14 protein-coding genes and 2 tRNA genes are annotated in these 11612 nt (G+C 64.6%); 6 read left to right on the top strand and 10 right to left on the bottom strand.

Going from position 1 to position 11612, the window contains the following annotated elements; genetic code table 11:
• Positions 1-111 precede the first annotated feature (111 nt).
• The 3 genes from F817_RS0100300 (at position 112) to F817_RS0100290 (ending at position 2059) form a co-directional block, all read left to right on the top strand.
• Positions 112-912 (top strand): hypothetical protein, encoded by an 801-nt coding sequence (locus tag F817_RS0100300; RefSeq protein ID WP_024325766.1) that lies wholly within the window; start codon positions 112-114, stop codon positions 910-912.
• Positions 890-1444, top strand: coding sequence for a C40 family peptidase (locus F817_RS0100295; protein WP_024325765.1), 555 nt, complete (start codon positions 890-892; stop codon positions 1442-1444). Before F817_RS0100300 ends, F817_RS0100295 begins: the two co-directional genes overlap by 23 nt.
• Before the next feature lie 96 nt (positions 1445-1540).
• The gene (locus F817_RS0100290) at positions 1541-2059 is read left to right on the top strand and encodes a DUF302 domain-containing protein (protein ID WP_024325764.1); all 519 of its coding nucleotides are present in this window, start codon (positions 1541-1543) and stop codon (positions 2057-2059) included.
• 119 nt (positions 2060-2178) lie between these two features.
• On the opposite strand, the gene secF is transcribed toward F817_RS0100290, so the two are convergent.
• The 5 genes from secF to queA all read right to left on the bottom strand — a co-directional run bounded on the left by secF (position 2179) and on the right by queA (position 7627).
• On the bottom strand, positions 2179-3126 hold the full coding sequence (gene secF / locus F817_RS0100280; RefSeq protein WP_024325763.1) for a protein translocase subunit SecF: 948 nt from the start codon (positions 3124-3126) through the stop codon (positions 2179-2181).
• A 15-nt stretch (positions 3127-3141) separates the two neighbouring features.
• Positions 3142-5010: a protein translocase subunit SecD gene (secD, locus tag F817_RS0100275; RefSeq protein ID WP_024325762.1), complete on the bottom strand. Its 1869-nt coding sequence runs from the start codon at positions 5008-5010 to the stop codon at positions 3142-3144.
• 21 nt (positions 5011-5031) lie between these two features.
• Positions 5032-5361 carry a preprotein translocase subunit YajC gene (yajC, locus tag F817_RS0100270; protein WP_024325761.1) on the bottom strand — a complete coding sequence of 110 codons (330 nt, stop codon included), beginning with the start codon at positions 5359-5361 and terminating at the stop codon, positions 5032-5034.
• Between the two features lie 84 nt (positions 5362-5445).
• Positions 5446-6561 carry a tRNA guanosine(34) transglycosylase Tgt gene (tgt, locus tag F817_RS0100265; protein WP_024325760.1) on the bottom strand — a complete coding sequence of 372 codons (1116 nt, stop codon included), beginning with the start codon at positions 6559-6561 and terminating at the stop codon, positions 5446-5448.
• Positions 6551-7627 carry a tRNA preQ1(34) S-adenosylmethionine ribosyltransferase-isomerase QueA gene (queA, locus tag F817_RS0100260; RefSeq protein WP_024325759.1) on the bottom strand — a complete coding sequence of 359 codons (1077 nt, stop codon included), beginning with the start codon at positions 7625-7627 and terminating at the stop codon, positions 6551-6553. Before queA ends, tgt begins: the two co-directional genes overlap by 11 nt.
• A gap of 103 nt (positions 7628-7730) precedes the next feature.
• On the opposite strand from queA, the gene F817_RS0100255 reads away from it, so the two are divergent.
• The 3 genes from F817_RS0100255 (at position 7731) to F817_RS0100245 (ending at position 8285) form a co-directional block, all read left to right on the top strand.
• Positions 7731-7817: transfer RNA gene (locus F817_RS0100255), tRNA-Leu, on the top strand.
• Positions 7818-7877: 60 nt separating this feature from the next.
• Positions 7878-7953: transfer RNA gene (locus F817_RS0100250), tRNA-Thr, on the top strand.
• 155 nt (positions 7954-8108) lie between these two features.
• Positions 8109-8285, top strand: coding sequence for a carbon storage regulator (locus tag F817_RS0100245; RefSeq protein WP_024325758.1), 177 nt, complete (start codon positions 8109-8111; stop codon positions 8283-8285).
• 283 nt (positions 8286-8568) lie between these two features.
• On the opposite strand, the gene F817_RS0100240 is transcribed toward F817_RS0100245, so the two are convergent.
• From F817_RS0100240 to F817_RS13890, 5 genes are all read right to left on the bottom strand, one after another.
• Positions 8569-8991 carry a hypothetical protein gene (locus tag F817_RS0100240; RefSeq protein ID WP_024325757.1) on the bottom strand — a complete coding sequence of 141 codons (423 nt, stop codon included), beginning with the start codon at positions 8989-8991 and terminating at the stop codon, positions 8569-8571.
• A gap of 12 nt (positions 8992-9003) precedes the next feature.
• On the bottom strand, positions 9004-10404 hold the full coding sequence (locus F817_RS0100235; protein ID WP_081644427.1) for a phage major capsid protein: 1401 nt from the start codon (positions 10402-10404) through the stop codon (positions 9004-9006).
• Positions 10405-10601: 197 nt separating this feature from the next.
• Entirely contained in the window at positions 10602-10838 is a 237-nt protein-coding gene (locus F817_RS14480; protein WP_155988422.1) for a hypothetical protein, read from the bottom strand.
• A 4-nt stretch (positions 10839-10842) separates the two neighbouring features.
• Positions 10843-11220 carry a hypothetical protein gene (locus tag F817_RS14475; protein WP_155988421.1) on the bottom strand — a complete coding sequence of 126 codons (378 nt, stop codon included), beginning with the start codon at positions 11218-11220 and terminating at the stop codon, positions 10843-10845.
• A 4-nt stretch (positions 11221-11224) separates the two neighbouring features.
• Positions 11225-11560 carry a P27 family phage terminase small subunit gene (locus F817_RS13890; RefSeq protein WP_081644426.1) on the bottom strand — a complete coding sequence of 112 codons (336 nt, stop codon included), beginning with the start codon at positions 11558-11560 and terminating at the stop codon, positions 11225-11227.
• Between the last annotated feature and the right edge of the window lie 52 nt (positions 11561-11612).

The raw sequence follows: 11612 nt of genomic DNA, 5'->3' as shown, positions 1-11612 counted from the left end.
CGCCGGCAAGGCCCGCAACATGAGTGGATGCAGGCGAGAACCCGTTGCCGGCCACCCCGCCGGTCGCGGTCATCCCGCTCTCGCCGCCGCCCCACAACCGCAGGAGTTCCCATGCACCATCGTCGCACCGGTCCGCTCACCCGTATCCGCAAGACCCTCATGCCCGTGGTCGCATGCGGGCTGCTAACGATCGGGGCCGGGGCCCAGGCCGATGCCCTCCTGCACTATGTCGACGACGAGGGTCTGGAGAGCCAGATCCTGGTGCGCGGCGACATCGTGCGCATGGAGCTCAACGAATCCATCAGCGGCACCTCCGGCTACATGCTCTTCGACGCCGCAACCGAGCAGCTGACGGTCGTGGACGACACGGAGCAGACCTACACCCCGCTGACCCGCGAGGTGATGGACCAGCAGATGCGCGCCATGACCGACATGGTCAGCGACCTGCGTCGCCAGATGGAACAACTCCCGCCCGAGGTGCGCCAGCAACTCGAGGAACAACTGGGCATCGGGGCCGAGGGCTTCGAAGCCGATATCGCCACCCGTGCTACCGGCGAGCAACGCGAAATCGGGGACTTCGTCTGTGACGATCACGAGGTCCTGATTGACGGGAACGTGCAAAGCACCGTCTGCGTGGCACAGCCCGATGCCCTGGGGCTTCAGGATGACGACTTCGCCACCCTTGGCAACCTGATGGACCGGCTGTACGAGCTGTCCCTCAGCGCCCTGGAGGCCGGGGGGCCCATGGCGTCGCAAATGGGCGCCTCGTTACTGCCACGCGTCGACGGCATCCCCCTGGAGGTCAGCGAACAGGATGGCGTGACCACCCGTCTTGCCGGAATCTCCACCGACGACCTGAGCCCCGAACTCTTCACCGTCCCCGACAGCTATGCCGAACGCGACCTGTTCTGACGCCGCGCGACCACGCCTGGCGCTGGCCCTGGCTGGCTCCGGTCTGCTGTTCCTCGCCGCCTGCAGTACGGGTCCCGAGCCCCGCAGCGGCGAAACCGTTCCAGCGGTGGCGGAATCCCAATCGCATCCCGAAGGCCCGATGAGCGCCGCCCCCGAGGCCGGGCTGGAGCGCTCCGAGGTCGTGCTCACCGCCCTCGGGCATCTCGACAGCCCCTACCGCTACGGTGGCACCGACGCCTCCGGCCTGGACTGTTCGGCCCTGGTTCAGCGGGCCTACCGCGAAGCAGGCCACGACGTTCCCCGCACCACCCGCGATCAGGCACGGGCGGCCACGCGGCGCAACGGCTCGCCCACCCCGGGCGACGTGGTCTTCTTCGCCATCAACGGGAATCAAATCGATCACGTGGGGGTCTACGTGGGAGACGGCCGATTCGTGCATGCGCCCAGTTCACGGGGACAGGTTCGCATCGAGCAACTGGACAACCCGTACTGGGCACCCCGAACCCGCTTTGCCGGCCATTTCTTCGACTGACCGCAACGGCTTCCCGCGCGCTGAGCCCCCGTATCGGGCACCGGCGCGCTGCTCCACTCAACTGCCAGCACTGCAACCCTTACAGAGGAAGGAACCATGAAGACACTCACCGGTATTTCGCGCACCCTCCGCCACTCGGCCCTGGCGATCGGGCTTGGCCTCGGTCTCGCCGCCGCGGGCACGGCCAGTGCCTACGAGACGTTCATGGAGACGGACGAACGCGTCATCTTCAAGACCGAGGGCGAATACGACTTCTACTTCGAAATGGTCGAGGAAGCCATCGCCGCCGAAGGGCTGGTAATCAACAATGTCGGCTACATCGCCAACATGCTGGACCGTACCGCTGGGCAGGAAAGTGGGGAGGGTATCTACCTTAACGGGCAGTCGGTCGATTTCTGCAGCGCGACCTACTCGCGCGCCACCATGGAGGCCGACCCGCACAACATGCTGTTCTGCCCCTACATCATCACGGTCTACGAACTTACCGACGAGCCCGGCACCGTCTACATGGGGTACACGCCGGTTCCCGAGGTTGGCGACAAGGCATCTAAGGAAAGCCTGCGGGACGTGAATGCCCTGGTCGAGCGAATCATCAAGGAGGCCCTCGCCTTCTGACGCCGCAGCGTCCCATCATGCACACGAAAACGCCCGGCGGCCTCGCGGCCCCGGGCGTTTTTCATGCCCCCATCGAGGGGATGGATCGGATCACCCTCGAGCGTGATCCTTGACCGAGGTCAGGGCGTCTGGTCTTCCTCGGCCCCTTCCTTCTTCACCGGCAGGAGGACCTGACGGTCGACGCCCAGCATCAGGGCGGCCGTCGCCGCGATGAAGATCGACGAGTACGTCCCGACGATGACGCCAATAATCAGGGCGATCGAGAAGTTCTGCAGCGCGGCGCCCCCGAGGAACGCGAGCGAGAACAGCACCAGGAGGGTCGTCGCACTGGTGACGATGGTCCGCGCCAGCGTCTTGTTTACCGCGTTGTTCATCACCTGTTCCGTACCCTGTTTGCGCAGGATTCGGAAGTTTTCGCGTATTCGGTCATACACCACGATGGTGTCGTTCAGCGAATAGCCGATCACGGCCAGCACCGCCGCGAGCACACCCAGGTCGAACTCAAGCTGCAACAGCGAGAAGATCCCCAGGGTAATCAGCACATCATGCACCAGGGCCAGCACGGACCCGATGGAGAAGCGCCACTCGAAGCGCACCGCCACGTAGATCAGGATCCCCGCGAGCGCATAGATCATCGCCAGGCCACCCTGTTCGCGCAGTTCCTCGCCCACCGCGGGGCCGACGAATTCCACCCGGCGCAGGTCCGGGTCGTCCGGGCCCCCATCCTGCAGGGCGTTCAGCACCCGGTTCGAGAGCATGGCCGGGTCATCGTCGTCCTCGCTGGGCGGCAGCCGGATCAGCACATCGCGCGAGGTCCCGAAGGTCTGCACCTGCGCTCCCGTGAAGCCACCGGCCGACAGCGTCTCGCGGATCGGGTCCAGCTCGACCGCTTCGGGGTAGCCAACTTCCACGAGGGTACCCCCGGTGAAGTCGATCCCGAAATTCAGCCCGCGGGTCGCGAGCAGCGCCACCGAAACGAGGATCAGGACCAGCGAGATCGCGATCGTGATCTTGCGCTTGCCCAAAAAATCGATGTTCGATTCTGCGAAATTCAGATGCGGAAGCATGTTTTATCTCCGCGCTCAGATGGCCAGGCGCGTCAGCCGACGCTGGCGCCCGTAGGTCAGATTGACGATTGCGCGGGTCACGATGATCGCGGTGAACATCGACGCGATGATGCCGATCGACAGCGTGATGGCGAAGCCCTTGATCGGACCGGTGCCGAACAGGAACAGCACCAGTGCCGCAATCAGGGTGGTCACGTTGGCGTCCGCGATGGTGGTGAATGCCCGGTCATAGCCCGACGAGATGGCCGCCTGGGGTGACAGTCCGTTGCGTATCTCCTCGCGTATGCGCTCGAAGATCAGCACGTTCGCATCCACCGCCATGCCAACCGTGAGCACAATCCCGGCAATGCCCGGCAAGGTCAGTGTTGCCTGCAGCATCGACAACACCGATACGATGAAGATCAGGTTAAGCGCCAGCGCCACGTTCGCGATCAGGCCGAAGACGCGGTAGTACAGGATCATGAAGATCATCACCGCGATGAACCCGATGACCACCGACTGCATGCCGCGATCGATGTTCTCCTGCCCCAGGCTCGGCCCCACCGTGCGCTCTTCCACGATGGACATCGGCGCCGCCAGCGCACCGGCGCGCAGCAGCAGTGCCAGGTTGCGCGCCTCGCGGGTACTGTCCAGCCCGGAGATCTGGAAACGCCGGCCCAGTGGCTCATTGATGCGCGCGACGTTGATGACCTCCTCGCTGCGCGAGGTGCGCAGGACCTGTTCGCCGTCTTCTTCCACCGTCTCGGTGGTCGTCTCGATGAACACCGAGGCCATCAGACGCCCCACGTTATCCGAGGTCACGCGCGAGAAGATCCGGGCACCCTGCCCGTCGAGGTTGATGAACACCGCCGGCCCCCCGGTGTCCTGGGCAATCCCCGAGGATGCATCGGTGATGTAGTCGCCGGTCAGCATGACCTGGCGCTGCAGCAGGACCGGCGTTCCGTCCCGCTCGTGGTACAGGCGGGTGCCGGAAGGCGCACGACCGGTCTGGTCGGCCTCCATCGGGTCGCCGGCCTCGGACACCAGCCGGAACTCCAGCGTCGCGGTCGCACCCAGCACTTCCTTCGCCCGGGCGGTGTCCTGCACGCCCGGAAGCTGCACCACGATGCGGTTCTCGCCCTGCTGCGCAATGATTGGCTCGGCCACGCCCAGCTCGTCCACGCGCGAACGCAGGGTGGAGATGTTCTGCTGCAGGGCCTGACGCCGCAGTTCGGTCAGGTGGTCGGCATCCAGGGTGGCGACCATCCGGCTGGTGTCGCCCGAGCCGCGCATTTCCCATTCCAGCTCGCCGCGGTACTCCCGGGTCAGCCAGCTCTCCGCGGCTTCGCGGTTCTCTTCATTCGCGAACATCACGGTCAGGTCGCTGGAACTGCGCTCGATGGTGTCGAACGTCAAACGCTCGTCACGCATGCGCCCGCGCAGCTCGTTGGCGTAGCGTTCCATGGCGGTACCGATCACCGCCTCCAAATCCACTTCCATCAGGAAGTGCACCCCGCCACGAAGATCCAGGCCCAGAGCCATCGGCTGGCCGTTGATGGCACGCAGCCAGTTCGGCGTGGCCGGCGCCAGGTTCAGCGCGACCGTGTGGTTGTCATCCAGCGCGTTGCGCAGGATTTCCGCGGCCCGCGCCTGCTCGTCCGTGGTCTCGAAACGCAGCAGGAGCTGGCCGTCGTCCTGCTCCTCGACCTGATTCGGCGTCACGCCCTGGGCGCCCAGGATCGTGCCCATCAGGTCACGGATGTTCTCGTCGATCTCGCCGGTCACGGGATTGCCGATCTGGACCGACGGATCCTCCGGGAACAGGTTGGGCGCGGCGTACAGCCCCGCGCCCAGGACGACCACGACGATCAGGGCGTACAGCCACGCCGGATAGGAATTGCGCATATCGAGAACCCTGGAGACCTTTTAAAGGTCTTTGAGCGTGCCTTTGGGCATGACGGAGGCAACCGACTGCTTCTGTACGGCCACGTTCACACCGTCGGCAATGTCGACCTTGATGAAGTCGTCGCTGACCTCGGTGATCTTGCCGGCCACGCCGCCATTAGTGACGATCTCGTCGCCCTTGGACAGGGCCTCGACCATGTTGCGATGTTCCTTCGCGCGCTTGCTCTGCGGACGAATAATCAGGAAGTACATGATCGCGAAGAAGATGATGATCATGATCAGGAACTCGATCATGCCGCCGCCGGCGGCTCCACCTTCCTGGGCATGCGCTGCAGAAATCAGAAAGTCCATCGAAACACTCCGTCTCTCGGTTCAGGTGCGTGCGCCGGCCGGACACGTGCTGGCCGCCCGCCGGCGCAAAAAATAACGCGCGGATTATGGCACAGGCGGGACCGCCATGCCGCGTCGTCTGTAGAAATCGGCGACGAACTCGCTCAGCGCCCCCGCGGCGATCGCCTCGCGCAATCCGCGCATCAAATCCTGGTAGTAATGCAGGTTGTGGGTGGTCGCCAGGCGCGAGCCGAGGATCTCGTTGCACTTGTCCAGATGCTTGAGATAGGCGCGCGAGTAGTGACGACAGGTGTAGCACCCGCATTCCGGGTCGACCGGGCCGGTGTCGTCGCGGAAGCGCGCATTGCGGATGCGTAGCACGCCCTCGCGCGTGTAAAGGAAGCCATTGCGCGCGTTGCGGGTCGGCATCACGCAGTCGAACATGTCCACGCCGCGGCGGACCGCCTCCACAATATCCTCCGGTCGACCCACCCCCATCAGGTAGCGCGGACGGTCCGTCGGCAACAGCGGCAGGGTCACATCCAGGGTTTGCAGGCGTTCCTCCTCCGGCTCGCCCACCGACAAACCGCCAATCGCGTAGCCGTCAAAACCGATCGCCTGAAGGCCTTCCGCGGATTCGCGCCGCAGCGCCGGATACATGCCGCCCTGCACGATCCCGAACAGCGCCGCCGGATTGTCGTCATGCGCGGCGCGCGAACGCGCGGCCCAGCGCAGGGACAGCTCCATCGACCGGCGGGCCTCGTCCTCCGTGGCGGGATACGGCGTGCACTCGTCAAAGATCATCACGATGTCCGATCCCAGCTCGCGCTGGACCTGCATCGAGGACTCCGGGGTCATCAGCACCTTCGAACCATCCACCGGCGACTGGAAGCGCACGCCCTCCTCGCTGATCTTGCGCATCTCCGCAAGGGAAAAGACCTGGAAGCCGCCCGAATCGGTCAGGATCGGCCCCTCCCAGTGCATGAAGTCGTGCAGGTCGCCGTGCGCGCGGATCACCTCGGTGCCCGGCCGCAGCATCAGATGGAAGGTGTTCCCCAGGATGATCTCCGCACCCAGGTCACGCAGTTCCTCCGGCGTCATCGCCTTGACCGTGCCGTAGGTCCCCACCGGCATGAAGGCCGGCGTCTCCACCGTCCCGCGCGGGAAGTGGAGGCGGCCCCGGCGCGCCGGCCCGTCGGCGGCCAGATTCTCAAACTCCATCGGAGACCCCCATATCCCTGGCGACACTCGGAGGCAGGTCATCATCCTGGCCCGGCGCCAGCCACATCGCATCGCCATAGCTGAAGAAACGGTAGCGCTGCGCGACCGCGTGCGCGTAGGCATCGAGGATGCGTTGATAGCCGGCAAAGGCCGCAACCAGCATCAGCAGCGTACTTTGCGGCAGGTGGAAATTGGTCACCATCCGGTCCACCACGCGGAAGCGGTAACCCGGCTGGATAAACAGCCGCGTCTCGCCCTGGAAGGGCGCGAGCTCACCGCCCGCGGCGGCGGTCTCCAGCGAACGCACACAGGTCGTGCCCACCGCGACCACGCGCCCACCACGGGCCTTGCAGGCCGCCACGGCGGCGCAGGCCTCGGCCGACACCTCCAGCCACTCCGCGTGCATCTCGTGCGCGGTGGTATCCTCCACCTTGACCGGCTGAAAGGTCCCGGCCCCCACGTGCAGGGTCACCGTCGCCGTCTCCACTCCGGCATCCCGCAGACGGCCCAACAGGGCGTCATCGAAATGCAGGCCGGCTGTGGGTGCGGCAACCGCCCCCTCGCGCCGGGCGAACACGGTCTGGTAGCGATCGGCATCGTGCGCCTCGTCGGCCCGCTCGATATACGGCGGCAGCGGGATGTGTCCGTGTTCGCGCAGCAAGCCCAGCACATCGTCGGCGTCGATCAGCGCCAGGCGGAAGAACGGTCCCTCGCGCCCGGTCACTTCCACGGTGAACGCATCCGCCAGCCGCAGCCGCGTCCCGACCTTCGGGGCGCGGCTGGACCGCACCATGGCCAGGACCTGAGCGGGGGACTCGATGCGTTCGACCAGCACCTCGACCTGCCCCCCGCTTTCCTTGCGACCGAATACCCGCGCGGGGATCACGCGGGTATCGTTCAGGACCAGCAGATCCCCCGGGCGCAACAGGCCCTCGGTCTCCGCAAACCCGGCGTCGCGCGGACGCTCCTCCTCCAGCACCAGCAGGCGGGAACCCGCGCGATCCGGCAGCGGATACTGGGCAATCAGCTCCGGCGGGAGCTCGTAATCGAAATCGGCAACACGCATGGCGCGCGATCCTACCACGCGCCAGGCGAACCCGGTTCTCCGCATCCGCGATACCCGCCCCGTTTGTGTAGGGGGGAACCTGCGCTACACTAGCGCCCCACAAGCCGGGATGGCGGAACTGGTAGACGCGCCGGACTCAAAATCCGGTTCTGGCAACAGAGTGCGAGTTCGATTCTCGCTCCCGGCACCATCCTTTATTATCGGGCCCTCCGCCAGGCCCAGCCCGGGGAAACGATTTTCCCGACACCGAGCCGGTGTAGCTCAGCTGGTAGAGCATCTGATTTGTAATCAGAGGGTCGCAGGTTCGACTCCTGTCGCCGGCTCCATTAAATCAAGCGGTTACAGCCCATCGGCTACCGCCAATCTCCCCGCCCGCCCTTCGTGGCGCACATCGTGGCGCACATAGTCGGCGGGTAGATTTTTTTTGCCTCACTTCCGCGCTACGATCCCCACCAGATCAACAGCACACGGAGGTGCGACCATGCTTGTACTCACTCGCGAGGCCAACGAATCCGTATGGATTGGCCAGGACGTGCGCGTCGTGGTCCTCGGCGTGGAGTCAGCCGGCCAGGTGAAGCTCGGCATTGAAGCGCCGAGCGACGTGCAGATCCTGCGCGACGAACTCGCAGACGATCTGCCGGACGCTCCCGACGAATAGTCGGCGCGGACACGCCGTGCTTGCCGGCGAGGGCTTCAGCGGTGCTTTTGGGCGGATCAGTTTGCCCCCCCGAAAGCTCGCGCCCTTCGCGCCCGCCAGCAGGCTTCTTGCTTCGGTTATCAATCCGCCCGCGCCGTTCGATAGATAACGCCTATGGCCACACACAAAAAAGCCCCCCGGCACCGCTAGCTGCCAGGGGGCGTGTCGGGGTTTTTTGAACGGTGGCACTAGCCCGACTACACCACCCGCCCCGAAGGGCGCCAAGAACCGCTAGAGCGCGGCCTTAACTAGTTGGTGCGAGCGCCAGGGTGACGCCTGCAACCGATGCATCGTGCTCCACCGGTAGCGCCGCCGCGCGAGCCTGCAATGCGAGCACGCCGTCGACCTGTGCATTCTCGGCATTACGGACCACCACGGCCCGGACGTACCGCTTGACCGGCTTGCTCACCTCGAGCACCAACACCTTGTCGGAATCGGCATCGGTGTAACCCACATCAGCCCCCACATCGACAAAGCCGGAGGCCGGTTCGTCGCTGTGCTGCGCCTTGAGGGCGCCGGAGCCGCCCGCCGTGATGGTGCCCAGCAGGGCATGGAACGCCACGGTGTCGTAGTCGCGCGCATCCACTGCGGAGGATTCCACATCGGTTTGCCCAGCGACGATGGAGTCCACCACGCGGGCCGTCTTTACGTCTTTGGAAAGCAACATGTCTTCAGCTCCTTAGTTGGTGACGCCGCGAAGGACGGTGAACCAGTCGGGGCGCATCAGCACCGAATCGAACCGGATACGCGCCCGGAGGAAACGAACAAACTGCGAAGCCGCGTTGATCGTTTCTCCATCGGCGGTGATGGAGCCGGAGTCCACGACGTCGAATACCACGCCGCCGGTCCGAAGCCCGATCAAAACTTGATCGAATGCACCCACGATCATGTCCGTTTCGCCGCCGTCCACATCCAGGGAGGTAGTCGGGAACTGGCGCAGCGCGCCGGCCCACGGCGTCGGGCGAAGCGGCTGGTTGTCGCTTGCCTGCAAACGGTCGTACGTCCCGCCGTCACGGGGGTTCATGATCCACGCCAGGTTGGCCGGGTCGCCGTCGTAGTTGGCACCCATGATGTCGCCCACGGCCTGCGAGACGTCCGCGAAGTTAGCCGGAGTCCCCACGGTGGCGCGCTCGTTGGTGCCGCCGGCATTGGTGATACCCAGGACTTCAGCACCGCCCGCACCCGTCAGTACCGCCCGGTCCATCGCCTGGCCCAGCGCGGCGCGCAGCGTCTGCTCGATCACTGCCGGCGCGTTGGCGGCATCTTCGAGCTGCTCGATCGTGATGGGCACAATGGCCGAATACATCCGGGCCTGGAGGGTGAAGCTGCCGAACGTAGGCTTCGTCGCTTCCACCGCCTGCATCTCCCGGCGCGCGCTCACGGTCGGGTCAGACAACACGCGCAGCAGGCTCATCTCGCTGGTGTTCATCGGGATACTCTGCGCACCGGCTCGGGCCACCACGGAGGCGGAGCGGGCCAGGTCGATCACGCGGCCCGAAACCTCGGGTTGCAGCATGTAGCTACCGCCACCTTCGCCACCACCGGTCACGGCGGCCTTCAGGGCTGGGGAGAGGTTGGAAAAGTCACCCAGGGCCACAGCCGCGCCGATCTGGCCGACCGTGTTTTCTCCCGCGTCTCCATCGAACATCGCCTCGGTTCCGGCGAAGGCCGGGATTCGCTTCCCAGTCTCGGGACTCATCAGGCTAGCAGCCCCGCTGCCCCTGTTCTGCCGCCCGGTCGAAAGTGCTCCAGCGGGGCTACCGAGGGGCTCTTTCCAAAGCGCGCGCGGTTCCTTCGAGCCGCTTTTGCCGCGCTTGTCCAGCTCGTTTTCGTTGTTGCCCTTGATCTTCACCAAGTAGGAGTATGCGTTGGCCTCCTGCTCGTTCAGATCCCGACCATCTTTGATTGCGCTATCAAGCACCGCCTCCAGGCCGCGATTGCACGCCTTCACATCATTGTGGAGGTCGCCCCACTGCATGGCGGACGGCACGCCGTTTGAGTCAGGCACTTCGATACCGAGCTGCTCGCCCATCTTCAGGGCCGCCAGACGCTCTTCAACGTTGATTTCCTGCATTTGCATTATTGTTGCCTCCTGGGGGCTTGAAGTGCAGGCGCAAAAAAGGCGCGACTGCAAAACTCCAAACCCCAAGTTAAAGGGTTGTAGGACTCAGCACGTCGCGCCTTTTCCTCGAATCGGCGGTTCGTTTTGTCGTCCGTCTCCCCTCGGGATTCGGATCTGCTTTTATGATACCAAAGTAAAAGAAAAACTCAACATGTCTAGTGCCCTTTTTGTATATTCGCCGCGCTCCATTCGATTTCATCCGCGAGCGTACGCATATACCTAGCCACATCTTCTGGTGTCATGTAATTGCGGGCCAACCACACCGCCGCAAAGAATGTCGCCTCTACCGTCTCTGTCACATCAGCGCCGCTTTCGATGAATTGACCGGCCTGCGCATTCAGCGCATCGGCTACATCAGCATTCACGCTTCGGGTCTTATGTTCGTTGTTCATCGTTTTACGCTCCGGCTTCGTTCAGATAGTTGTGATGTTCGAGAAAGGCCTGCTCGGCGTCTCTGGCCGCCTTCAGGTCGGCGCTGGGGTCTTGGGTCAGCTCCGCGTACAACGCGCCCCCAGCAGGCCCACGGGCGGCCAGGTCGGGATGCTCACACCACCACCAGGCCCAGGGGCGTGTTCCGGGGCGCTCTGCAATCCACGCCGCCGTGATCGCCGCCCCATGCCGCGACCAGTCATCAACCATCGCCCCCGGCGGTTCGCCATAATCACATTCGGGCCAATACCCCAGCCCGGACAGTAGGCACGGGCCATGGCGCAGCTCTTGTTCCTTCCAGGGGTCCAGGCGACGTGCCTTGTCTGTTCGTTTTTTAACGGGCATCTCGTTACCTCCTATTCGACTGGAGGCCCGGCGGGCGGGCATCCGGTGCGGCTACATGATCCAGGTCCAGTTCCCGCACCAGGCGAGCAAACTGCACGCGTGCGTCCCGCTCAATGGCCACCTCGGGACGCTGGCGAGGCTGGCCGAAACGGTCGTCGTAGACCATGCCATGGACCACCAGCGCATCGCGCGCGGACTGGCCTCGGTCCCAGGCTTCGGCGGCCAACGTAAGGAGCCGGACGTGGTGCTCTTCGAGTTCATAATCATCGACCACGGACTGCCACCATTCGCGCGTTGCGACCTCCAGGTGATCGGGCGGGCTCATCTTGGTTTCACTCATTTCGATACCTCAAAATTTTAATTGAACCGGGGCGAGGGGCGTTAAGATTGTG

Origin of the sequence: Thioalkalivibrio sp. AKL19, assembly GCF_000420165.1 — a bacterium.
Lineage (GTDB): Bacteria > Pseudomonadota > Gammaproteobacteria > Ectothiorhodospirales > Ectothiorhodospiraceae > Thioalkalivibrio.
Note: the sequence above shows the minus strand (reverse complement) of the source record. Positions and strands in the feature narration are given on the sequence as shown.

Coding starts and splice junctions, on each gene's coding strand:
- yajC (WP_024325761.1), bottom strand. CDS start 5,361: ATGGACTTTCTGATTTCTGCAGCGCATGCCCAGGAAGGTGGAGCCGCC.
- queA (WP_024325759.1), bottom strand. CDS start 7,627: ATGCGTGTTGCCGATTTCGATTACGAGCTCCCGCCGGAGCTGATTGCC.
- F817_RS14480 (WP_155988422.1), bottom strand. CDS start 10,838: ATGAACAACGAACATAAGACCCGAAGCGTGAATGCTGATGTAGCCGAT.
- secF (WP_024325763.1), bottom strand. CDS start 3,126: ATGCTTCCGCATCTGAATTTCGCAGAATCGAACATCGATTTTTTGGGC.
- F817_RS0100300 (WP_024325766.1), top strand. CDS start 112: ATGCACCATCGTCGCACCGGTCCGCTCACCCGTATCCGCAAGACCCTC.
- F817_RS13890 (WP_081644426.1), bottom strand. CDS start 11,560: ATGAGTGAAACCAAGATGAGCCCGCCCGATCACCTGGAGGTCGCAACG.
- F817_RS0100235 (WP_081644427.1), bottom strand. CDS start 10,404: ATGCAAATGCAGGAAATCAACGTTGAAGAGCGTCTGGCGGCCCTGAAG.
- F817_RS0100295 (WP_024325765.1), top strand. CDS start 890: ATGCCGAACGCGACCTGTTCTGACGCCGCGCGACCACGCCTGGCGCTG.
- F817_RS0100245 (WP_024325758.1), top strand. CDS start 8,109: ATGCTTGTACTCACTCGCGAGGCCAACGAATCCGTATGGATTGGCCAG.
- F817_RS0100290 (WP_024325764.1), top strand. CDS start 1,541: ATGAAGACACTCACCGGTATTTCGCGCACCCTCCGCCACTCGGCCCTG.
- secD (WP_024325762.1), bottom strand. CDS start 5,010: ATGCGCAATTCCTATCCGGCGTGGCTGTACGCCCTGATCGTCGTGGTC.
- F817_RS14475 (WP_155988421.1), bottom strand. CDS start 11,220: ATGCCCGTTAAAAAACGAACAGACAAGGCACGTCGCCTGGACCCCTGG.
- F817_RS0100240 (WP_024325757.1), bottom strand. CDS start 8,991: ATGTTGCTTTCCAAAGACGTAAAGACGGCCCGCGTGGTGGACTCCATC.
- tgt (WP_024325760.1), bottom strand. CDS start 6,561: ATGGAGTTTGAGAATCTGGCCGCCGACGGGCCGGCGCGCCGGGGCCGC.